Here is a 20,139-nt window from a genome sequence, read left to right on the forward strand (position 1 = left end):
AAGAACAACACAGCCGCCAACCACGCCATACTTCGGCGCCTCGCCCTCAATGTTCTTAGAGCCGATCCCGAAACCATCCCTCTCAGCCACAAACGTCTCAAAGCACGATGGGCTGACCAAGATCTGCTCCGCCTCTTCACTCATATGCGATAGCCCTACCTCGGGGAGAGGTCAGCCGAGCGAAGCGGAGGCTTGGGTGAGGGCGAGCGCCGTCGGCGATTGTCCGATCCCCATGCTGGAGCAATTGTCTCCGCCGGCTGGCCTTGATGCGGATCAAGTTGGCCCCTGTGGCGTGCCTGATAGGCAAACTATATCGAGGTAAGCCTGACGCCTCCATGCCCAATCAGGCTCCCGCCACCAGGGGCGCGTCGCCCCGCAGAAGAGGGACCGCCATCATGTACAAGCACATTCTGATCGCCACCGACGGCTCGGAGCTCGCCGGCAAGGGCGTCGCCCACGGCCTGGAGCTGGCCAAGGGCCTCGGCGCCGCCGTTACCTTCGTCACCGTCTCCGAGCCGTTCCCTGCCCTTGCCTGGGGCGGCGCCATGGCCGGATACGTCGCCGCCGACGAGCTCACCAATTACGAGGAAGGCGCGCGCAAATATGCCCGCGAGGTGCTGGACAAGTGCAAGGCCGATGCCGATGCGGCCGGCGTGCGCGCGAAGGTCCTGCATATCGAGAACAAGGCGCCCGCCGAGGCGATCCTCGACACGGCGCGCGCGCAAGCATCCGACCTCATCGTCATGGCCTCGCACGGCCGCCGCGGCATCGGCCGGCTGGTGCTCGGCAGTCAGACGGCGGAAGTGGTGTCGCTGACGGAGATCCCGGTGCTGGTGGTTAGGTAACCATCTCGAAAAGCGCGTTAGCGACGTGTTCGCGCCGGCGCCTCGGACGTTCCGTCCGCCGCGACTTTCTATTGCGCCGGCAGCAGCGGCGAAGTGGGCGACGCCAAATCCGGCGATGGCAAATCGGACGCCGGCTGGCCCGGCAGCGGCGACGCAGGCGCGGTCGGCGGCGACAGGCCAGGCAGCGCCGAGTCTGGCTGCGGCAAACCGGGAAGCGCGGCAGCAGCCGGCTGCTGCCCGGCATACATCAGCCTTGGCTGCGCATCCGCCGTCATCGGCCCCAGACTCCGCTGGATCAGCGCTTCGACATGGTCGTTGCGCTGGCGCGCGCTTTGAGCGCCCATCACCACCACGATCAGATGCCGGCCGTCGGCATTGTAGGAAGTGACGATGTTGTAGCCGGAGGCGCGGATATAACCGGTCTTGATGCCGTCGACGCCGTGCACTCGTCCCAGCATGTCGTTATGGCCGCGCACCAGCCGGCCGCGGAACATGAAGTCGCTTTCGGAGAAATAGTGGAAATGCTGCGGGAAGCGGTGCTCGAGCGCTATTCCCAGCACCGCCATGTCGCGCGCGCTCGTCACCTGGCCGTCGTCGGGCAGGCCGCAGGCGTTGCGGAAATTGGTGCTGGTCATGCCGAGCTGGTGCGCCTTGGCGGTCATCATGGCGGCGAACTGGTCCTCGCTGCCGCCGCCGAGATATTCGCCGACAGCTACCGCCACGTCGTTCGCCGACTTCACCACCATGGCGCGGATGGCGGAATCGACGTCGATCGTTTCGCCGCGCCTGAAGCGCAGTTTCGTCGGCGGCTGCGAGGCGGCGTGCGGAGAAACGGTGATCTGCGTCTCCTTGGTCACCCGGCCGCTCTCCAGCGCCTCGAACAGCATGTAGAGCGTCATCATCTTGGTGAGCGAGGCCGGATAGCGCTGCGCCGTCGAATTCACCTCGAACAGCGTCTTGCCGGTCGAAGCGTCGACCACGATCGCCGCGTATTTCTGCGGCTGCGCCGGGACGGCGAGCACGCTTTCCGGCGGCGCCGCGGTGGTGCAGCCGGCGACCAGCACCAGAAAGGCAAGCGCGGCGATCAGTTTCTGGAGGAGGAGAAAGGGACGCGGACTGGACAAAATTGTTCTTAAGCTGTTGCTGAGATGCGGCGAAGCTACCGTACCGCGTCCACCGCGTCCATTTGGTTAACGGCGGCATTAAGGCATTTGCCCAGGTTTCACATCCCTTCGCGCTGGGTTGCCTTGTTTTCGAAGTTGGCGCTGCCCCTCACCTGCCTGCCGGCATCCTCTCCCCGTATAGCGACAAAGAGAGGGCCGTTCTCATCGGCAATTTCGCCAAACTCAAACCTTGCAGCAAGAAAGCCGGCGTTGCGGCCAGCCCCCCTTCTCTCCGCCTCGATACGGGAGAAGTGCCCGGCAGGGCGATAAGAGGCAGCGCCCAACTGGGCCATTGGCAAATCAGACTGCTGCCTTTTGCATCCCCACCCCCTTGTCGCTATGATGCGCCGGCTTGGATTTGGGGGATCGGCATGTCGGAAATCGCCACGGGCACGACCTCGCTGCTCAGGGCCTCGCTCAGCCGCACCGGCAAATGGGCGGGCAGCGTCGCCTTCGTCAGCGGCGCGGTGTCGGACGTGCTCAATCCGCTCGGGCCCTTCGCCGCCTATATCGCGCTGATCGCGGCGGTCGCGGCGGCGATCATCGCCGTCGCCATGGTGCTGAGGCTCGTGCTGGCGGCCAAGGCCATGCCGGCGCTGATCTTCGCAACAAGCGCCGCGGCGATCGCCGGCGGCGTCTACGGTATCCAGCAGGAGACCAATTCCCAGAACGGCGTCATCGCTACCCTGGTGCCGGCGGTGGCCGAGCTCCAGCAGTCGCTCGGCATCGTCTCTGAGAAGGTGGCGAGGATCGAGCAGACAGTCACCGAAACGCAGAAGAGCGTCGAACAGGTCAAGAAATCCACCGACACGGTGGCGCAGAAGACCGACCAGATCGCGCAGGCTGAGAAACAGCAGACCGCGCAGGGCGCCGAGACGCAGAAGACCGTGGAAGCGGTGAAGCAGACCGCGGATACGCTTGCCGCCGGCCAGCAACAGCAGCAGGTTCAGGCCGAAAAGCTGCAGGCGACGACCGAGCAGATTGCCGCCTCCATCGACACGATCGCCAGGGGCTTTGCCCAATTGGCCGCGCAAGGCGGCGCGATTGCCGATCCCAAGCGTCCCGACGAGTTCTACCACAACGCCCGCGTCTATGAGCTGGCGGGCGACATGCTCAACGCCAGGCGTTCCTATCTCGCCTTTGCCGGCTTCGATGTCGACGCCATCGATCCCTATACGCGCTTCGCCACGCTGCTGAGAGTTGAGGACGGCAAGGCCGGCGCCCGCGAAGTGTTCGGCCAGCTTGCCGAAAAGGCCAAGGCGCCGGCGATCACGCTCGTCCATCTCCTGCAGTTCGACGACGCCCAGCGGCTCGACAAGCTCAATGCCTTCATCACGGCCAATCCCGACTATGCGCCGGCTTACTTCCTCCTGGCGCAGGAGTTTTCGGAGGATCGGCTCGGCAGCCAGGCGCTCGCCGACAAGCGCAGCGAGGCTCAGGCGCTGACCAAGTTCGTCTCCTATGAGAAGGATGGCGGGCTGCTCAAATATTTCGTCGACCAAAGGGAGCTCGCCGACTGGCTCGACCGCAGCCGCAGCCGGCTGGCGGCACTCGGCGACGTGCTCGACCCGGCGCGCTTCGTGCCGACGCTGACGCCGACGCGCTCCAACGCCGGCTGGTCTATGACGATCTCGCTGCCCGAACCGGCGACCGCGATCTCCTGGCGGCTCGGCGACAGCGGCCCGTTCACCGATACCGGCCTGATGGCGATGAACGACCAGCGCACCGGCAAGCCGATGCCAAATCCGAGCTTCGAGTTGCCCGACAGCGCCGCCGCCACCAATATCGGCATAAAATATCTCGACATCAGGGGCCGCGAGACCGGCCCATTCGATATCCGCTTCGATCCGGATTCGGCACTCCAGCAGGGCAACAAGCAGATCCTCGACCAGTTCTGGACGTCATGGATCGCCTTCGACGCCGGCGGCAACCATGGCCTGGTCTATTTCACCCAGATGCTGTCCTTCCGCTGCGCCATCAAGGAGGTGCGTTACAGCCTGAACGGCACCGCGCTCGACAATCAGATCAGGATGCCGCCCTGCGACGCCAAGGATCCTTACGCCATCCCATCGGACTACCAGCCCTATTTCAAGGTGAAGGACGACGTGAAGTCGATGGCGGTGCAGGTGACTTATACCGACGGCACGAAGTCGCCGGTCAGGGAGTATAAGAGGCAGTAGGGGGCTCCTCCCACCCTCCCCCTGTTTGGACCGGGGACATCCCGAACCCCTTCGCGCAAAACGCGCAAAACTGTTCGCGATGTCCTCGCACACCCTGTTCGCGATGTCCCCGGTCCAAACAGGGGGAGGGGGTGGGGAGCTGATGCAAATTGCCTATGGCCCCGCTTGCGCGAACGGCACCGGACAGGCTTTGCTGCCGCCTCGAAGATTCGGGGGAGGCAGGATCAATGGAAACAGTCACCATCACCGCAAAGGGCATTTCCGTCTCGCTCGATCTCGCCGTCGGCCATATCGCCGCCATGGAGATCGAAGCCGAAGGCGGCCGCGTCCTGAAGCCGCTCCACCGCGCGCCCTGGGTCGGCTCGTCGCGCGAGAGCATGCCGCAGAATCTCCCCGCAGGCACGGTTCGTCTGTCGGGCGATTTCCTCTGCGCGCCGTTTTCCACCAGCGATGTCGAGGAAGCGCCCCTGCATGGCTGGACGGCGAACAGCGAATGGGATGTCGTCGACAACGGCGCCATTGCCGGCGGCCGGCGCGCCGTCTTCCGGCTGCGCCGCAAGGTGATGGGCGCCGCCGTCGACAAGATCTTCACGCTGCGCGACGGCCATCCCTTCCTCTACCAGGAACACGTCTTTTCCGGCGGCTCCGGCGCGATTTCCGTCGCCCATCATCCGATGACGGCGATGCGGGGCGGCGGACGGCTCGCCTTCTCGCCGAAGCGCCTGGCTGTCACCCCGCCCACACCGCTGGAGCCCGATCCGGCGCGCGGCCGGTTTCGCATGGCCTATCCCGCCCGCGCCACCGATCTCGCGCATTTTCCCCTGGCCGCTGGCGGCACCGCCGATCTCGCCGACTACCGCATGGAGGACCGGCGCGAGGATTTCATCACCCTGGTCGAGGCCGATCACGGCGGGCTGGGCTGGACGGCGCTGGCCCGCCGCGCCGAGCAGGATCTGGTGCTGGTGCTGAAGAATCCGGCCGAACTGCCGGTCACCATGCTGTGGGTCAGCAATGGCGGGCGTGACTACGCGCCCTGGAGCGGCCGCCATGTCGGCGTGCTCGGCATCGAGGACGGCCGCGCCGCGGTCGGCCATGCCGCCTCGCTCGGCGACAACTGGCTGAAGCAAGAAGGCGTGGCGACGGCCTTCGAATTGACCGAAGGGCGGAGCGTCTCCTTCCGCCACGTCATAGGCTCGGTTCCGTTCGCCGATGCCGAGCCGCCAGTGGACCTCGAATCCGCGGATGGGCGCTTGCGTCTTGTGGCGACAGACGGTTCGGCGAGGGGTATCGCCTTTGACAGCGAATTCCTGCGTATCGGCCGCTCTGTGCCAGCCTGAGTGTTCGGGACAGCCCCGAGTTCGTCATTCCAGGGCGAAGCAGGAGCGAAGCTCCGTCGCGGAGACCCTGGAATCCATGCCATGACATTGCCGAAGAGCCCAACGGCGCAGAATTCTGAACCGCTGCAACGCTTGGGAGTCACGGAATGATCCTATGGTCTGCGCCGCGTCGCTTCGCTCCTTGCTCCGCCATAGGACAATGGAACGGGCGCTGCGGCTAATCTCGAAGGTGCGCACTGACCTCATGAGCGTTTGACCCGTCACAAAAGAAGCGGGTTTGAAATTTCCGCCGGCAGCCGCCAAGATGCAGCCCGCAGTCGCTAACGAAGAGGCGCCGATGTCTGACCTGGCCCATATCACTGCCGCCATCTTCAAGCGCGCCGGCAAAGCCAAGCGTTTTGTCGTCGCCATTGCCGGCCCACCGGGAGCCGGCAAGTCGACCATATCGGGCCGGCTGCATGAGCTGCTGCCCGAGGGCACGTCCGAAGTCGTGCCGATGGACGGCTTCCACTATGACGACATCGTGCTCAACCGCCGCGGTTTGCGTTCGCGCAAGGGCGCGCCGGAAACCTTCGATTTTGCCGGCTTCGAGACGCTTTTGAAGCGTATCCGCTCCGGCGAGCCGGACATTGCCATTCCGGTCTTCGACCGCAGCATGGAATTGTCGCGCGCGGCGGCCGAGATCATTTCCGCGGACACCAAGTTCATCTTGGTGGAGGGGAATTATCTCCTCCTTGATGAGGAGCCGTGGTCGCGACTGGCGCCCCTGTTCGACTTCACCATCTTCGTCGATGTGCCGCGGGGCGAGCTCGAGCGCCGCCTGATGGAGCGTTGGCGCGGCCATGGCAAGTCCGACGAGGACGCCCGCGCCTGGATCGCCTCCAACGACATGCCCAACATCGAGCGCGTGCTGGCCAGGCGCCGGGAAGCCGATCTGGTAATTGGTTAACCTGCTCAATTTTCACTATATTTTGGCGGGAACCTTAAGACTTACAAGTCGTTATGGCCGTACTCCCAATTGTCCGGCGCCGAGGCAATTCCAGGAAAAGTGTATAACGGTTTTCCGGCCGGACTTGCGCGAATAACAGGGAACCGTGCCATGGCAACCAAGACCAGAAAACCCGCGCCTGCCAGAAACAGGGCCAATCAATCCAGGGCAACGCAAGCCAAGGGCGGTGCTGCCCCGGCGACGAGCGAGCGCTCCAGGGATGCCAAGCCGACATTCGGCAAGGCAGCGCCCAAGCAAGTCGTGCCCGGCGTGGCGCACAAGACCGCCGCAAAGGCCGTGAAGCCGCATAAGCCGGCGGCGAAGTCAGGTCCGATCCGTACCGTCGCAAGCGTCGCGACCGGCGCGGTGGTGGCCACCGCCCGGCTTGCCGCTTCCGTGCTCGGCCGGGGCGGAGCCAAAGCCAAGAACAAATAAGGCCAATAGAACGCGTTCAGCCCCTCGCCGGGATGGTGAGGCCCCTTTGCACCGCTGGTCGCGCAAGGCCGCGCTCCAGCCATGCCGCGACGGTCGGGAAATCGTCGAAGCCGACGAGCTCGCGCGCTTCGTAGAAGCCGATCAGGTTGCGCACCCAGCCAAGCATCGAGACGTCGGCGATGGTGTATTCGTCACCCATGATCCATTGCCGGCCCTTCAGCCGCGTTTCCAAAACGCCGATCAGTCGCCGCGACTCGTCGCGGTAACGTTCCAACGGCCGCTTGTCGGCGATCTCGCGCCCGGCGAATTTGTTGAAGAAGCCGACCTGCCCGAAGATCGGGCCGATCGCCGCCATCTGGAAGAACACCCACTGGATCGTCTCATAGCGCAGGATGGGGTCGGCCGGGATGAGCTTGCCGGTCTTGTCGCTGAGGTAGAGCAGGATGGCGCCGGATTCGAACAGCCCGATCGGCTTTCCGTCGGGCCCGTTCGGGTCGATGATCGCCGGTATCTTGCCGTTCGGGTTGAGCGACAGGAATTCCGGCGTCCAGCTCTCGTTCTTGCCGATGTCGACATAGTGCGGCTCGTAGGACAGGCCGATCTCCTCCAGCGCGATCGAGATCTTCACGCCGTTGGGCGTGGTCGAGGAGTAGAGCTGCAGAAGGTCCGGATGCCTGGCCGGCCAGCGCTTGGTGATCGGAAAGGCGGACAGGTCGGTCATCGTGGCTCCGGATGCGGATTGGCGCCGAATGGCTGCTTGGCAGGTCGGCAAGAATTAGGACCCTGACCCGTCGGGATCAATATGCCGGCAATCGACTCGCCGTGCACGGGAGCATCAAAGCATTCCCGTGAGGCCAGAAGCGTTTCCGGCGGATGGCGGGTATTCGTGTCAGATCGCCTTGAACGCCAGCACCGCATTGGTCCCGCCGAAGGCGAAACTGTTGCTCAGCGCCGTGCGCACCTTGCGCTCCCGCGCCACGTTCGGCGTCACGTCGAGATCGCATTCGGGGTCGGGCTCGCGGAAATTCGCTGTCGGCGGCACGACGCCGTCGCGGATCGCCATGACGCAGGCGATCATCTCCAGCCCGCCCGACGCACCGAGGCAATGCGCATGCATCGACTTGGTCGAGGAGACCGAGAGCGCGCTCGCATGCTCGCCGAAGACGCGCTTGATCGCCGCGGTCTCGATCTGGTCGTTGGCCTTGGTGCCGGTGCCATGCGCGTTGAGATAGTCGACATCCTCGGGGTTGAGCCCCGCATCCACCAGGCAGAAGCGCATCGCCGCTTCCGGCCCCTCGACCGTCGGCGCTACGATATCGGAGGCATCGGCCGAGAGGCCCGCGCCGGCGATCTCGGCGAGGATGGTGGCGCCGCGCGCCGTGGCGTGGTCATAGCTTTCCAGCACCGCCATGCCGGCGCCTTCGCCGAGCGACAGGCCCTGGCGGTCGGCCGAGAACGGCCGGCAGGTGTCGGGCGAAAGCACCCTCAGCGCTTCCCAGCCCTTGAGCACGCCCCATACCAGCGGCGCTTCGGTGCCGCCGGCGACCATGACGTCGGCGCGCCCGAGCCGGATGTGGTCGACGGCCGAGGCGATCGCATGGTTGGCCGAAGAGCAGGCGGAGGTGACGCCGAACACCGGGCCGCGCAGGCCGAGATTCATGCTGACCTGGCCGGCTGCGGCGCCCGGCATGACTTTCGGCACGGTGAAGATGGCGGCGCGGTTGCGCCCTTCGAGAAGGATGGCGCGGTAATTTTCCTCGATCGTTTCGAAGCCGCAGACGCCGATGCCCACGGTTGCGCCCATCCGGTAGGTGTTGTCGGCATGCGCGGTGAGCCCGGACTGCCGCATCGCCTCCCGCGCCGCGATCACCGCCAGCAGGCTGAAGCGGTCCATCGACACCACTTGCCTGCGGTCGATGCCGTGATCGGGCAACTCCTTGATTTCGCAGCCGACCTTGACCTTGAGGTCATGCAGGGACGGGTTCTCGATCGGGCCGATTGCCGAGCGGCCGGCGCGCATGGCGTCCCAGATCGCCGGCACATCGTTGCCGAGCCCGCATATTCCGCCAATGCCGGTGATGACGACGCGCTTCAGCATGCAATCAGGCTTTTTTCGCGATCAATTCGCGAACCGCCTCGACCATGTCGCCGACGTTCTTGAGATTGCTCCAGGCGTCGACCGTGTTCATCTCGATCTCGATGCCGTACTTCTCCTCGAGGTCGAAGATGATCTCGGTCAGCTCCAGCGAGTGGATACCAAGCGTGTTGAGATCGGTGCTGGTGGTGATTTCCTCACCGCCAGTCTCGGCATGCGCCTTGATCTTTTCGATGATTTCGCTCGTCAGTTGGTCAGCCATTCGGTTCCTTCCCCTGTCGTTTTCCGACGCCAACTGATCAGCGCCCCTTCGTCCCCGGATTCACAAACGCCGTCGCCCCTACCTCGCCAGGCATCGCGTGACCGCTCCAAGGTGGCTCCCTCTATAGAAACCGAAACGATGTCAAGCAACAAGCTATATATCGACAAAGCCACCGGAGTGCTTAACGTTGGGGCCGTGGACACGATCGACGATACCCTGGTTTCCCCGCCCGCCGCGCAACGTGTTGCCGGGCGAGGCAGGCTTTTCTGCGGCAAGAGCGGCGGCCGGACCCGCCTTCAACGCCTCTACCAGGACGGATCGGCCAAGATTCGCATGCCGGCGGTGCAAGGCGACCCGCTCGAGGCCGTGCTGATCAATACGGCCGGCGGATTGACCGGCGGCGATCGGCTTGGCTGGTCTATCGAGGTCGGCGAGGGCGCCGCGGCCTCCATCACCACACAGGCCTGCGAGAAGATCTATCGCGCCGCATCGGATCGCGCCGAGACGACAGTCAGGCTCGATGTCGGCGCCGGCGGCCAAATCGCCTGGCTGCCGCAGGAAACGATCGTTTTCGACCAGGCGGCTTTTGCAAGGACGCTCGATGTGAAGCTTGCGGCGGATGCCGAAGCGCTGCTTTTGGAGGCGACGCTGTTCGGCCGTCTGGCGATGGGCGAACGGACGCTTCTGGGCAATTTCCACGATCGCTGGCGCGTCCACCAGAACGGCCGGCTCATCCATGCCGAGGATTTTCGCATCGGCCCGGATATCGCGGCCAGGCTCCAGCATCGGGCGGTGGCCGGCGGCGCGCGCGCGATTGCAACGGTGCTTCTCGTGGCCCCGCGTGCGGAAACCCTGCTGGAGCCGGCGCGCGCGATCATCGGGGATCCCCACGTCGGTGGCTGGAGCGGCGCCAGCTTCTGGAGCGTCGGGCAATCTGGCAAGCTTCTTGCGAGGCTCACCGCCGGCGACGGCTACCAGCTCCGCCAGCGGCTGGTTCCGCTCGTCGAATTGCTCAACGGACGAGCGGGCCTGCCCAAATTATGGTCACTCTGAGTTTGATCTCGAATACTGGGAAGACGCATGAATCTCACGCCGCGTGAAAAGGACAAGCTGCTGATCGCCATGGCGGCGATAGTGGCGCGCAAGCGGCTGGAGCGCGGCGTCAAGCTCAACCACCCCGAGGCGATCGCGCTGATCACCGACTTCGTCGTCGAGGGCGCCCGCGACGGCCGCTCGGTGGCCGAGCTGATGGAGGCCGGTGCGCATGTCGTCACCCGCGCCCAGGTCATGGACGGCATTGCCGAGATGATCCACGACGTCCAGGTCGAGGCGACGTTTCCCGACGGCACCAAGCTGGTGACCGTGCACGAGCCGATCAGGTGAGGAGGAACCGATGCTGGAACTGAGGCCTAATTGCGAATGCTGCGATAAGGACCTGCCGCCGGAGGCTGTCGATGCGCGGATTTGCACCTTCGAATGCACCTTCTGCGCCGACTGCGCGGAAGATGTGCTCGGCGGCGTCTGCCCGAACTGCGGCGGCAATTTTGCGCCGCGGCCGATCCGGCCGGCGGCAATGCTGAAGAAGTATCCGGCCTCGACCAAACGTGTGCTCAAGACCGAGGGCTGCGGCCCCCGCAAGGCGGCGTGACCCCTTGCTGCTCAAAAGTGTGCAGCGATTATTGGGTAAACGACATGCAAGAAAACATATTAGAAGGCAAACCCATGATCTCGGCTTCGACGAAACGCGCCACGCTCGCCGCCCTCCTGTTCCTGGCCGCCGCAATGCCCGCCCATGCCCATGTCGGCGTCGGCCTTGCCCTCGGCATGCTGTGAGGGCGCGATGATCCCCGGCGAAGTGATCACGGCAAAAGACGAGATCGAGCTGAACAAAGGTCTGCCGACGGTGACGCTCAAGGTCGCCAACAGCGGCGATCGTCCGATCCAGGTCGGCAGCCACTATCATTTCTTCGAGACCAACGAAGGGCTGAAATTCGAACGCGAACGCGCCCGCGGCATGCGTCTGGACATCGCCGCCGGCACCGCCATGCGCTTCGAGCCCGGACAGGAGCGCGACGTCACGCTGGTGCCGCTCGGCGGCAAGCGCGAGGTCTATGGGTTCCAGCAGAAGGTGATGGGCAAGCTGTGAGGTCCGGCGGCGCGCTCAACTCACTTCGGCGGAGGCTTGGCGGCCGCGTAGATGACGATCTTGCCGGGATTGTCGAATTCCACGGCGAGCACGTCGTCGGCGAGCACGCGTCGCGAATCGATGGCATTGAAGAGCAGCGCGTTCGCTTCGATCTCCTGCCGCAGCTCCGTCACGTCGTCCTGATGCTGCTTCACCTTGTTCTCGATCGCCGGCGGCGGTCCGCCCTCGCTGCGAGCGGCATCCGTCAGGAAGACGATATCGACGGTGTCGAGCTTGGTCGTTTTGCGCACCGTGCCGATGTTCTCACGTGTGCGGTCTATGGCGGTGATGACCTTGCCGGCTTCCGTCTTCGACAGCGTCTCTTCCTGCCGAATGTCGGAATCGACGATCGCCGCGCCCGGCTTGGTGTTGTCCAGCGGCTGCGCCGGGAAAGCGGCGCGCGGCATGGCGGCTGTGAGAAGCATGGCCGCCGCCATAGCTGGAAACGCTATTTGGACGCGGCCCTTCATCGCTCGCTCCTGACTGAATTTCCGGTGAGGCGAAAAGAGCGAAACGACTCTTGCTGGCCACAGGTTCCCTCGGACCTTGCGCCGGCAAGCCTGAAACCGGCCCGCCAGCGTTTGCCAGACGACTTTTCCAGGACCCTGCTTTTACGCGATTCTGGACGGAGGACCGCTACACACTTTTCCTGGAATCGCTCTCGGTCAGCTTGCCTTTTTGGTGATCAGGGTCAGCGCGCCATTGGGCTGCAGGCTGGCGGCAATCACCTGCGCCGAACTCATGCCCTTGGCTTCGAGCGCGGATTTCACCTTCGGCGTCGCGTCGATCGATTTGCGCAATGTCTGCAGGCCGGCGTCGCCACGTTGCGCCACGATCTGGTTGACCTGCGTCTGCGTGTCCTTGGGCAGTTCGGTGATGTCGACGATGCTGACGCTCTCGATCGTCGGTGGCTTGGCGGGTGCAGGCGCGGCCGGCGCCGGGCTCGGCTGCGGCGCGGGCTGCTGCTGAGCACTGGCCGCACCCGCCAGCATCAAGGTGGCGGCGGCGGCGAAAACGATCGTCTTGCGCATGGATATTCCTTCCATCGGTTTGGCAAACGGCTTCGGAGTGGTCCCGCCCACCTCGACCGCCAGATGGGAGCGCCCAAATGGGAACGCAAAGTGTCGCTGAGTGGGTCATTGCGTGACCATTGGATGGCGACAATGTGCGCACCAGGCCCGATCAACTTTTTCGGCAACCTCACTTTCGGGAGCAATCGCTGATGGCCAAAATCACCCGTGCCGCCTATGCGCAGATGTATGGCCCGACGGTCGGCGACAAGGTGCGGCTGGCCGACACCGAGCTCTTCATCGAGGTCGAGAAGGATTTCACCGTCCATGGCGAGGAGGTGAAGTTCGGCGGCGGCAAGGTGATTCGCGACGGCATGGGCCAGAGCCAGGTCCCGAGGGCGCAGGGCGCGGTAGACACCGTGATCACCAATGCGCTGGTGGTTGACGCGCTTGCAGGCATCATCAAGGCCGATATCGGCCTGAAGGACGGCCGCATCGCTGCGGTCGGCAAGGCCGGCAACCCGGATACGCAAGACGGCGTCACCATCATCATCGGACCGGGGACCGAGATCATCGCCGGCGAAGGCAAGATCCTGACGGCCGGCGGCTTCGACGCGCATATCCATTTCATTTGCCCGCAGCAGATCGAGGAAGCGCTGATGAGCGGCATCACCACGATGCTGGGCGGCGGCACCGGTCCGGCGCATGGCACCTTGGCCACTACGTGCACTCCCGGCCCCTGGCACATGGCGCGCATGATCCAGTCCTTCGATGCTTTTCCGATGAATATCGGCCTGTCCGGCAAGGGCAATGCGTCGCGGCCCGCCGCGCTGGAAGAGATGGTGCTCGCCGGCGCCTGCTCGCTGAAGCTGCATGAGGATTGGGGCACGACGCCGGCCGCGATCGACTGCTGCCTGTCGGTCGCCGACGCCTACGACGTGCAGGTGATGATCCACACCGACACGCTGAACGAATCGGGCTTCGTCGAGAACACGGTCGCCGCGATCAAGGGTCGCACGATACACGCCTTCCACACCGAAGGCGCCGGCGGCGGCCACGCGCCCGACATCATCAAGGTCTGCGGCCTGCCCAACGTCATCCCGTCCTCAACCAATCCGACCAGGCCCTACACCGTCAACACGCTGGCCGAGCATCTCGACATGCTGATGGTCTGCCATCATCTGTCGCCGTCGATCCCCGAGGACATCGCCTTTGCCGAAAGCCGCATCCGCAAGGAGACGATCGCGGCCGAGGACATCCTGCACGATATCGGCGCCTTCTCGATCATCTCCTCCGACAGCCAGGCCATGGGCCGCGTCGGCGAGGTCGCGATCCGCTGCTGGCAGACCGCCGACAAGATGAAGCGACAGCGCGGATCATTGCCGCAGGAGACCGGCGACAACGACAATTTCCGCGTCCGCCGCTACATCGCCAAATACACGATCAACCCGGCGATCGCGCATGGCCTGTCGAAAGAGATCGGCTCGGTGACGGTGGGAAAGCGCGCCGATCTGGTGCTGTGGAACCCGGCCTTCTTCGGCGTCAAGCCGGAGATGGTGCTGGTCGGCGGCACTATCGCCGCCGCCCCGATGGGCGATCCCAACGCCTCGATCCCGACGCCGCAGCCGATGCACTACCGGCCGATGTTCGGCGCCTATGGCAAGGCGCTGACCAACTCGTCGGTGACCTTCGTCTCCAAGGCCGCCTTCGAGGCCGGCCTGCAGGAGAAACTCGGTGTCGACAAGGCGATGGTCGCGGTGGAAAACACGCGCGGCGGCATCGGCAAGCACTCCATGGTGCTCAACGACGCCACGCCGCATGTCGAGGTCGATCCGGAGACCTATGAGGTGCGCGCCGATGGCGAGCTCCTGACCTGCGAGCCTGCGACGGTGCTGCCGATGGCGCAGCGGTATTTTCTGTTTTAGGCCGATTGCGCTTTCCGGTGAGCGGGCAAATTCCGTTGCGGCTGGAGTGTGGACCCTGCACTATGCGGTTGAGCAACTGCATAGCGGACAACCATGCCCACCGAAATCGCCTCTCCCCACGACATTTTTCCGCACATCCGTATCGTCATGGGCATGGTGATCGGCCTCGGCGTCACCAGATTGCTGTCGGGGGTCGCCCGCATCGTCCAGCATCCCGGCCAGTACCGGCTCTATGCGGTGCATCTCGCCTGGGTCGGCTCGGTGCTGTTGATGCTGGTGCATTTCTGGTGGTGGGAGTTCGGCCTCTACGCCATCCAGTCGTGGACCTTCGGCAAGTACCTTTTCATCATCTTCTACGCCATCACGCTCTTCCTGCTTTGCGCGCTGCTGTTTCCGGATTCGATGCTCGATTACACCAGCTACGAGGACTATTTCTATTCGCGGCGCGCCTGGTTCTTCGGCCTGCTCGGCGCAACTTATCTGCTCGATATCATCGACACGCTGCTCAAGGGCCCGGAGCATTTCGCCCGGTTCGGCAACGAATATCTGATCCGCACGCCGGTATTCGCGGCGCTTTGCCTTGTCGCGATCCTGGTGCGCGACCGCCGCTTCCACATCGCCTTCGTCGCGGCGGCCCTGATCTACCAGATATCCTTCATCCTGCGGCTCTTCGACACCATCGTCTGAGGCGGCATTGGGCCAACGGGTGGGATAGTTTAGGGTCGAGGAAAAGGCAGGGCTCAACCATGTACAAGGCCGTAGGATCGCGAGGTTCCCGCGTCAGCCGCGTGCTCTGGATGCTCGAGGAGCTCGGGCAGCCCTACGAATTCATCGAGGTCAAGCTGCGCTCGCCCGAGGCTTATGCGCTGAACCCCTCCGGCAAGGTGCCGATCCTGATTGACGGCGAGGTGATGATCACGGATTCCGCGGCGATCTGCGTCTATCTGGCGGACAAGCATGCCGACAGGGGCATGGGCGCCGGTCCCGGGCTCGCCGGCCGCGCGGAGATCGATTCCTGGATGCATTTCGCCCAGAGCGAGCTGGAAGCGCCGCTGTGGAACAAGCTGCGCCATCGTTTCCTGCTGCCGAAGGAGGTGCGCGTCGATGTCGGCCCTGCAACCGCGCATGACTTTGCATCCGAAGTGAAGGCGCTCGACCGCCGGCTCGGCGACAGGCCGTTCGCGCTCGGTGACCGCTTTTCGGCCGTCGACGTGCTGCTCGGTGACATCGGCGGTTGGGCCCGCGCCGGCCGGTTCCCGATCGACTCCGATCGGGTTAATGCCTATTTCGTGTTCTGCAGCGCCCGGCCCGCGCTCGCGCGCAAGCCAATGGAGGAGCCTTCAAATGAAGCTCGATATCCGCACCGATTTCACTAAGTTTCCGCGTGCCGTCTCGGTGGTTCCGGCCCGCGAGGCGGGCGCGGCCGTGGTCTATGACAAGGCGGTGCTTGCCCATGACGAGCGGCATCTGCGCCGCCGCGCCATCGAGACGGCGGGCGGCGGCAAGGTTCTGGTCGACCTGCCGGAGCCGGTGGCTTTGAACAATGGCGACCGGCTGGTGCTGGAGGACGGCCGTCAGCTGGAGATCGTCGCCGCGCCGGAAGAGGTCTACGACATCCGCGCTCGCGATGCGGTGCATCTCACCGAACTTGCCTGGCACATCGGCAATCGTCATCTCGCAGCAAGTATCGAGGCGGATCGCATCCTCATCCTGCGCGACCACGTCATCAAGGCGATGCTGGAGGGGCTAGGCGCCGCTGTCAACGAGGTGCTGGAACCGTTCAATCCGGTGCGCGGCGCCTACTCCGGCCATGGCCACGACCATGATCATCATGGTCACGGCCATCACGATCACGACCATCACGATCATGATCACTCGCATGAACATCATGACCATGGCCATCACCATCACCATGGCTGAGCGGCCTGCCGGCGCCGCGCTGCTGCGGCTGATGGCATGGCTGTCGCCGTCCTTTCCGGTTGGTGGTTTTTCCTACAGCCATGGCCTCGAACGTGCCGTGCATGACGGGCTGATCGCCGACAGCAAAGATCTTGCCGCCTGGTTGGAAACGCTGGTCGAGATGGGCTCGGGCTGGAACGATGCCGTGCTCTTCGCCGAAAGCTGGCGGCGCGCGCGTGACGGCGGCGATCTGACCGAAGCGGCCGCGCTTGCCGAGGCGCTCGCCGGCTCGCGGGAGCGGCACCTGGAAACTATGCTGCAGGGCACGGCTTTCCTCAAGGCGGCCTCGGCCTGGCCGTGTCGCGCGTTGGAGCGCTTGCCCGCCGATTGCCCCTATTGCGTCGCCGTCGGCGCGGTTGCCGGCAGCCACGGCATCGGCTTGGCGGAGGCGCTGTCGGCTTTCCTGCAAGCCTTTTTCTCCAACCTCGTGCAGGCCGCCATTAGGCTCGGCGTTGCTGGGCAGGCCGATGCCGTCGCTTTATTAGCCGGCTTTGAATCCTTGGCATTGTCGGCGGCCGCTCGTGCCGCCAATTCTTCGCTCGACGATCTCGGTGGCTCCGCCTTCATCTCCGATATCATGGCGATGAAGCACGAAACCCAATATTCGCGTCTGTTCCGCTCATGACAATTCTCGCCTTCGCCCTTTCTGTCGTCCTGCTCCTGATCACCACGCTGCATGTCTATTGGGGCATAGGCGGCATCTGGCCGGGAACGGATACAAAATCCTGCGCCCGCGCCGTCGTCGGCTTTCGCGGCGTCGACGAAATGCCGTCGTCGTTGGCGAGCTTCGCCGTCGCCGCTTGCCTGGCGCTTGCCACGCTCTGGCCGCTCGCGCTCGAAGGCGTCTTTGCCTCGCCGTTTCCGAAGCAGGGGCTTGCCGCCACCGCGCTGCTGATCGGTCTCGTTTTCCTTGGCCGCGGCATCGCCGGTTTCACGCCTTGGTGGCGCCGGCTGGCGCCGGAGCAGCCTTTCGCGAGGCTCGATCGGCGCCTCTATTCGCCGCTCTGCCTGCTGATCGGGCTGGGCTTCGCCATCCTCGCCGTCACGGAGTTTCCGGCATGACACAAGCCAACGGCCCCCTTCGCATCGGCATCGGCGGCCCCGTCGGTTCCGGCAAGACGACGCTCACCGAAAAACTCTGCAAGGCGCTGCGAGACCGGTTCTCCATCGCCGTCGTCACCAACGACATCTACACCAAGGAAGACGCCATGATGCTGGCTCGCCTGCAGGCGCTGCCGGAGGAGCGCATCGTCGGCGTCGAGACCGGCGGCTGCCCGCACACCGCCATCCGCGAAGACGCCTCGATCAACCTGCGGGCGATCGCCGAGCTGAACAAAAAATTCCCCGACCTCGACGTCATCTTCATCGAATCCGGCGGCGACAATCTTGCCGCCACCTTCTCGCCGGACCTTGCCGATCTGACCCTCTATGTCATCTCGGTCTGCCAGGGCGAGGACATTCCTCGCAAAGGCGGTCCAGCCATCACGCGCTCGGATTTCCTCGTCATCAACAAGAGCGATCTGGCGCCCTATGTGAACGTCAACCTCGACGTCATGGAAGGCGACGCCGCCCGCATGCGCGGCAAGCGGCCCTTCGGCTTCACCGATCTGTCGCGCGGCAAGGGCTTGCAGGAGGTGATCGACTTCATCGTCGAGCAGGGCGGGCTGCGATCGGCGCGGCCAGCGGCCTGATCTACCGGTCGTCTGCCCCACTAGTTTGCGGTTGCTGGCTGCGGTTGGGCGCGGCATTCTCCAGCAATTCCAGGAAAAGTGCGTAGCGGTTTTCCGTCCGGAATTGCGTAAAAGCAGAACCGCCAGAACCGGAGGATTTTCGATGAGCCTTGCCCGTTTGCAGAAAGAACCGCTGACCAACCTGCCGTATTATGAGGAGCGCGTCGATCTCGCCGCCGCCTTCCGCTGGACGGCGCGGCTCAACATGCATGAGGCGGTGGCCAATCATTTCTCGCTGTCGGTCAACCAGGACGGCACGAAATTCCTGATGAATCCCAACCAGGTGCATTTCTCGCGCATCAAGGCGAGCGACCTGCTTCTGATCGACGCCAACGATCCCGACACGCTGTCAGGCCCGAATGCGCCCGATCCGACCGCCTGGGGCCTGCACGGCGCCATCCATCGCAACGTGCCGCATGCGCGCTGCGCCATGCATGTGCATTCGATCCACGCCACCGTGCTCGCTTCGCTGGCCGACTCGACGCTGCCGCCGATCGACCAGAACTCGGCCATGTTCTTCAACCGCCATGTCGTCGACGCCCACTATGGCGGGCTGGCCTTCGAGGAGGAGGGCGAGCGCTGCTCCAAGCTTCTGACCGACCCTAAGATCAAGGTCATGGTCATGGGCAATCACGGCGTGATGGTCATCGGCGACACTGTCGCCGACACCTTCAACCGCATGTTCTATTTCGAGCGCGCCGCCGAGACCTACATCAAGGCGCTGTGGACCGGCCGTCCGCTGCGCACGCTCTCCGACGAGATCGCGGAAAAGACGGCGCGCGAGGTGGACGACTATCCCGGCCAGGCCGAGCGCCATCTTTCCGAGCTGAAGGCTATCCTCGACGAGGAAGAGCCTGTTTACCGGAACTGAAGCTTTTGTCCTGCTCCCCCGGTTACGCCACGCAATGCACACATCTTCTGTGACTGGCGTGACTGATAAGGCCGCGGCTTGATTGCCACGTGGTTCCCCCAATCCGTCGCTGCTTCGCAGCGCCACCTTTCCCCCTCTGGAGGGAAAGGAAGGGAGCGTCGCTGGAAGAGCGTTGACGGCAAAAGGCTTGGCGCCTTTCCTCTACCCGTCGATCGGGGGAGAGGTGGCTCGGCGTAGCCGAGACGGAGTGGGGTCGACCAGCGCAACATTGGACAATGCATGCGCCAAGCTGCCATGCACGCTATCGCCAAAGACCAGCCGGCAGGCGGATGAGGGGCAGCGCTGACGCTCGGAAGTTTGTTCAGAACCCCAATTGCGCCCGCAATTCATCCGCGCTGTTGATGACGATAGCGCCGGGCGGTCCTTCCATCGGCGCCTCCGGCCAGAAGATCGTCTTCATGCCGGCCGCCAGTCCGGCCATGGCGCCGGTCCGGCTGTCGTCGACCGCGACAGCGTCCGCCGGGTCGACGCCCGCAAGATAGGCGGCGCGCAGGAACGGTTCCGCATGCGGCTTGCCCAGGCGCACGTCATTGCGGCTCACCGTGTGCATGCCGGGATAGACGAGACCGACCGCGCCGAGATTGGCGTCGACGATCAGCCGGTCGGAATTGGACACCACGGCCTGCTCGACGCCCAACGCGCGCAATTCGTTGAACACCTCGATCGCGCCGGGGCGCGGCTTCAGCGTCTCGGCCATTGGCAGATAGTGGTCGTATTTGCGCACGATCCAGTCGTCGAATGGCAGGTCGAGGCCGAACTGGTCGCGCAGCATTTCGTAGACCGGCCATGCCGCGATACCGAGCACCCGTTCGTGCAGATCGGTCGGCGGTGCGATGCCGACGCTGCGCAGCGCGGCCACGAGGGCGGCCTCGTGCAGCGGCTCGCTGTCGACCAGCGTGCCGTCCATGTCCCAGAAAACCGCTTTCGGCGTCATGCGAGGCTCCTTTTGCCGATTCCCTTAATGGGTTTGTCCTCCGAGATAAACCGCTCTCCCGGCAAATGGTTGAGGCAAGGTCGGATTGGCCCATCCTTAGCCTCTACCTGTGCAAGCAATTGCCCTTTCAATTGACAATTGCGCATAGCCGCTTTCGCTG

At 64.4% G+C, this 20,139-nt stretch carries 24 protein-coding genes; 17 read left to right on the forward strand and 7 right to left on the reverse strand.

The features are described 5' to 3' along the window. Window positions 1–395 precede the first annotated feature (395 nt). Window positions 396–845, forward strand: a complete 450-nt coding sequence (locus P9236_RS12920) for a universal stress protein (RefSeq protein WP_278075011.1) — start codon at window positions 396–398, stop codon at window positions 843–845. A gap of 68 nt (window positions 846–913) precedes the next feature. Here P9236_RS12920 and P9236_RS12925 read toward each other — a convergent pair whose 3' ends face one another. Further along, a complete protein-coding gene (locus tag P9236_RS12925; protein ID WP_278075012.1) occupies window positions 914–1,969 on the reverse strand; it encodes a D-alanyl-D-alanine carboxypeptidase family protein in 1,056 nt (351 codons plus the stop codon). 410 nt (window positions 1,970–2,379) lie between these two features. Between P9236_RS12925 and P9236_RS12930 the strand changes: the two genes are divergently transcribed. The 4 genes from P9236_RS12930 to P9236_RS12945 all read left to right on the forward strand — a co-directional run bounded on the left by P9236_RS12930 (window position 2,380) and on the right by P9236_RS12945 (window position 6,948). Beyond that, complete coding sequence (locus P9236_RS12930; protein ID WP_278075013.1) at window positions 2,380–4,188, forward strand: methyl-accepting chemotaxis protein; 1,809 nt, start codon at window positions 2,380–2,382, stop codon at window positions 4,186–4,188. 227 nt (window positions 4,189–4,415) lie between these two features. After that, on the forward strand, window positions 4,416–5,525 hold the full coding sequence (locus tag P9236_RS12935) for a hypothetical protein (RefSeq protein ID WP_278075014.1): 1,110 nt from the start codon (window positions 4,416–4,418) through the stop codon (window positions 5,523–5,525). 337 nt (window positions 5,526–5,862) lie between these two features. Continuing rightward, window positions 5,863–6,474: a nucleoside triphosphate hydrolase gene (locus P9236_RS12940; RefSeq protein WP_278075015.1), complete on the forward strand. Its 612-nt coding sequence runs from the start codon at window positions 5,863–5,865 to the stop codon at window positions 6,472–6,474. Window positions 6,475–6,624: 150 nt separating this feature from the next. Continuing rightward, window positions 6,625–6,948 carry a hypothetical protein gene (locus tag P9236_RS12945; protein ID WP_278075016.1) on the forward strand — a complete coding sequence of 108 codons (324 nt, stop codon included), beginning with the start codon at window positions 6,625–6,627 and terminating at the stop codon, window positions 6,946–6,948. A 16-nt stretch (window positions 6,949–6,964) separates the two neighbouring features. Here P9236_RS12945 and P9236_RS12950 read toward each other — a convergent pair whose 3' ends face one another. From P9236_RS12950 to P9236_RS12960, 3 genes are all read right to left on the reverse strand, one after another. Beyond that, entirely contained in the window at window positions 6,965–7,669 is a 705-nt protein-coding gene (locus P9236_RS12950; protein ID WP_278075017.1) for a glutathione binding-like protein, read from the reverse strand. A gap of 168 nt (window positions 7,670–7,837) precedes the next feature. After that, window positions 7,838–9,046: a beta-ketoacyl-[acyl-carrier-protein] synthase family protein gene (locus tag P9236_RS12955; RefSeq protein WP_278075018.1), complete on the reverse strand. Its 1,209-nt coding sequence runs from the start codon at window positions 9,044–9,046 to the stop codon at window positions 7,838–7,840. A 4-nt stretch (window positions 9,047–9,050) separates the two neighbouring features. Further along, a complete protein-coding gene (locus P9236_RS12960; protein ID WP_278075019.1) occupies window positions 9,051–9,305 on the reverse strand; it encodes an acyl carrier protein in 255 nt (84 codons plus the stop codon). Window positions 9,306–9,500: 195 nt separating this feature from the next. Here P9236_RS12960 and P9236_RS12965 point away from each other — a divergent pair, with 195 nt between their 5' ends. From P9236_RS12965 to P9236_RS12980, 4 genes are all read left to right on the forward strand, one after another. Beyond that, on the forward strand, window positions 9,501–10,358 hold the full coding sequence (locus P9236_RS12965; protein WP_278075020.1) for an urease accessory protein UreD: 858 nt from the start codon (window positions 9,501–9,503) through the stop codon (window positions 10,356–10,358). Between the two features lie 27 nt (window positions 10,359–10,385). Continuing rightward, window positions 10,386–10,688, forward strand: a complete 303-nt coding sequence (locus P9236_RS12970) for an urease subunit gamma (RefSeq protein WP_059188709.1) — start codon at window positions 10,386–10,388, stop codon at window positions 10,686–10,688. 10 nt (window positions 10,689–10,698) lie between these two features. Continuing rightward, window positions 10,699–10,953, forward strand: a complete 255-nt coding sequence (locus P9236_RS12975; RefSeq protein ID WP_278075021.1) for a DUF1272 domain-containing protein — start codon at window positions 10,699–10,701, stop codon at window positions 10,951–10,953. Window positions 10,954–11,145: 192 nt separating this feature from the next. Then, a complete protein-coding gene (locus P9236_RS12980; RefSeq protein ID WP_278075022.1) occupies window positions 11,146–11,451 on the forward strand; it encodes an urease subunit beta in 306 nt (101 codons plus the stop codon). 20 nt (window positions 11,452–11,471) lie between these two features. Here the strand turns inward: P9236_RS12980 and P9236_RS12985 are convergent, their stop codons facing one another. Then, window positions 11,472–11,915: a hypothetical protein gene (locus P9236_RS12985; RefSeq protein WP_278075023.1), complete on the reverse strand. Its 444-nt coding sequence runs from the start codon at window positions 11,913–11,915 to the stop codon at window positions 11,472–11,474. Between the two features lie 240 nt (window positions 11,916–12,155). Then, window positions 12,156–12,521 carry a hypothetical protein gene (locus tag P9236_RS12990; RefSeq protein WP_278075024.1) on the reverse strand — a complete coding sequence of 122 codons (366 nt, stop codon included), beginning with the start codon at window positions 12,519–12,521 and terminating at the stop codon, window positions 12,156–12,158. Between the two features lie 188 nt (window positions 12,522–12,709). On the opposite strand from P9236_RS12990, the gene ureC reads away from it, so the two are divergent. The 8 genes from ureC to P9236_RS13030 all read left to right on the forward strand — a co-directional run bounded on the left by ureC (window position 12,710) and on the right by P9236_RS13030 (window position 18,985). Next, complete coding sequence (gene ureC / locus P9236_RS12995; RefSeq protein WP_278075294.1) at window positions 12,710–14,425, forward strand: urease subunit alpha; 1,716 nt, start codon at window positions 12,710–12,712, stop codon at window positions 14,423–14,425. Window positions 14,426–14,518: 93 nt separating this feature from the next. Continuing rightward, on the forward strand, window positions 14,519–15,112 hold the full coding sequence (locus tag P9236_RS13000) for a hypothetical protein (protein ID WP_278075025.1): 594 nt from the start codon (window positions 14,519–14,521) through the stop codon (window positions 15,110–15,112). Between the two features lie 59 nt (window positions 15,113–15,171). Beyond that, window positions 15,172–15,801, forward strand: coding sequence for a glutathione S-transferase family protein (locus tag P9236_RS13005; protein ID WP_278075026.1), 630 nt, complete (start codon window positions 15,172–15,174; stop codon window positions 15,799–15,801). Then, a complete protein-coding gene (locus P9236_RS13010; protein WP_278075027.1) occupies window positions 15,770–16,345 on the forward strand; it encodes an urease accessory protein UreE in 576 nt (191 codons plus the stop codon). Before P9236_RS13005 ends, P9236_RS13010 begins: the two co-directional genes overlap by 32 nt. Continuing rightward, complete coding sequence (locus tag P9236_RS13015) at window positions 16,338–17,009, forward strand: urease accessory protein UreF (RefSeq protein ID WP_278075295.1); 672 nt, start codon at window positions 16,338–16,340, stop codon at window positions 17,007–17,009. The genes P9236_RS13010 and P9236_RS13015 overlap by 8 nt, the downstream gene beginning before the upstream one ends. Next, window positions 17,006–17,446 (forward strand): DUF3995 domain-containing protein, encoded by a 441-nt coding sequence (locus tag P9236_RS13020; protein ID WP_278075028.1) that lies wholly within the window; start codon window positions 17,006–17,008, stop codon window positions 17,444–17,446. The genes P9236_RS13015 and P9236_RS13020 overlap by 4 nt, the downstream gene beginning before the upstream one ends. Continuing rightward, entirely contained in the window at window positions 17,443–18,075 is a 633-nt protein-coding gene (gene ureG / locus P9236_RS13025) for an urease accessory protein UreG (protein ID WP_278075029.1), read from the forward strand. Before P9236_RS13020 ends, ureG begins: the two co-directional genes overlap by 4 nt. Before the next feature lie 142 nt (window positions 18,076–18,217). Next, window positions 18,218–18,985: a class II aldolase and adducin N-terminal domain-containing protein gene (locus P9236_RS13030; RefSeq protein WP_278075030.1), complete on the forward strand. Its 768-nt coding sequence runs from the start codon at window positions 18,218–18,220 to the stop codon at window positions 18,983–18,985. Window positions 18,986–19,346: 361 nt separating this feature from the next. Here P9236_RS13030 and P9236_RS13035 read toward each other — a convergent pair whose 3' ends face one another. Further along, window positions 19,347–19,979 carry an HAD family phosphatase gene (locus P9236_RS13035; protein ID WP_278075031.1) on the reverse strand — a complete coding sequence of 211 codons (633 nt, stop codon included), beginning with the start codon at window positions 19,977–19,979 and terminating at the stop codon, window positions 19,347–19,349. Window positions 19,980–20,139: the final 160 nt, after the last annotated feature.

Source organism: Mesorhizobium sp. WSM4884, assembly GCF_029625675.1.
Lineage (GTDB): Bacteria > Pseudomonadota > Alphaproteobacteria > Rhizobiales > Rhizobiaceae > Mesorhizobium.

Bases quoted from the DNA above. Each gene is read 5' to 3' on its own strand.
- P9236_RS12920 (WP_278075011.1), top strand. From the start codon at position 396: ATGTACAAGCACATTCTGATCGCCACCGACGGCTCGGAGCTCGCCGGC.
- P9236_RS12930 (WP_278075013.1), top strand. From the start codon at position 2,380: ATGTCGGAAATCGCCACGGGCACGACCTCGCTGCTCAGGGCCTCGCTC.
- P9236_RS12935 (WP_278075014.1), top strand. From the start codon at position 4,416: ATGGAAACAGTCACCATCACCGCAAAGGGCATTTCCGTCTCGCTCGAT.
- P9236_RS12940 (WP_278075015.1), top strand. From the start codon at position 5,863: ATGTCTGACCTGGCCCATATCACTGCCGCCATCTTCAAGCGCGCCGGC.
- P9236_RS12945 (WP_278075016.1), top strand. From the start codon at position 6,625: ATGGCAACCAAGACCAGAAAACCCGCGCCTGCCAGAAACAGGGCCAAT.
- P9236_RS12950 (WP_278075017.1), bottom strand. From the start codon at position 7,669: ATGACCGACCTGTCCGCCTTTCCGATCACCAAGCGCTGGCCGGCCAGG.
- P9236_RS12955 (WP_278075018.1), bottom strand. From the start codon at position 9,046: ATGCTGAAGCGCGTCGTCATCACCGGCATTGGCGGAATATGCGGGCTC.
- P9236_RS12960 (WP_278075019.1), bottom strand. From the start codon at position 9,305: ATGGCTGACCAACTGACGAGCGAAATCATCGAAAAGATCAAGGCGCAT.
- P9236_RS12970 (WP_059188709.1), top strand. From the start codon at position 10,386: ATGAATCTCACGCCGCGTGAAAAGGACAAGCTGCTGATCGCCATGGCG.
- P9236_RS12975 (WP_278075021.1), top strand. From the start codon at position 10,699: ATGCTGGAACTGAGGCCTAATTGCGAATGCTGCGATAAGGACCTGCCG.
- P9236_RS12980 (WP_278075022.1), top strand. From the start codon at position 11,146: ATGATCCCCGGCGAAGTGATCACGGCAAAAGACGAGATCGAGCTGAAC.
- P9236_RS12985 (WP_278075023.1), bottom strand. From the start codon at position 11,915: ATGCTTCTCACAGCCGCCATGCCGCGCGCCGCTTTCCCGGCGCAGCCG.
- P9236_RS12990 (WP_278075024.1), bottom strand. From the start codon at position 12,521: ATGCGCAAGACGATCGTTTTCGCCGCCGCCGCCACCTTGATGCTGGCG.
- P9236_RS13000 (WP_278075025.1), top strand. From the start codon at position 14,519: ATGCCCACCGAAATCGCCTCTCCCCACGACATTTTTCCGCACATCCGT.
- P9236_RS13005 (WP_278075026.1), top strand. From the start codon at position 15,172: ATGTACAAGGCCGTAGGATCGCGAGGTTCCCGCGTCAGCCGCGTGCTC.
- P9236_RS13010 (WP_278075027.1), top strand. From the start codon at position 15,770: ATGAAGCTCGATATCCGCACCGATTTCACTAAGTTTCCGCGTGCCGTC.
- P9236_RS13015 (WP_278075295.1), top strand. From the start codon at position 16,338: ATGGCTGAGCGGCCTGCCGGCGCCGCGCTGCTGCGGCTGATGGCATGG.
- P9236_RS13020 (WP_278075028.1), top strand. From the start codon at position 17,006: ATGACAATTCTCGCCTTCGCCCTTTCTGTCGTCCTGCTCCTGATCACC.
- ureG (WP_278075029.1), top strand. From the start codon at position 17,443: ATGACACAAGCCAACGGCCCCCTTCGCATCGGCATCGGCGGCCCCGTC.
- P9236_RS13030 (WP_278075030.1), top strand. From the start codon at position 18,218: ATGAGCCTTGCCCGTTTGCAGAAAGAACCGCTGACCAACCTGCCGTAT.
- P9236_RS13035 (WP_278075031.1), bottom strand. From the start codon at position 19,979: ATGACGCCGAAAGCGGTTTTCTGGGACATGGACGGCACGCTGGTCGAC.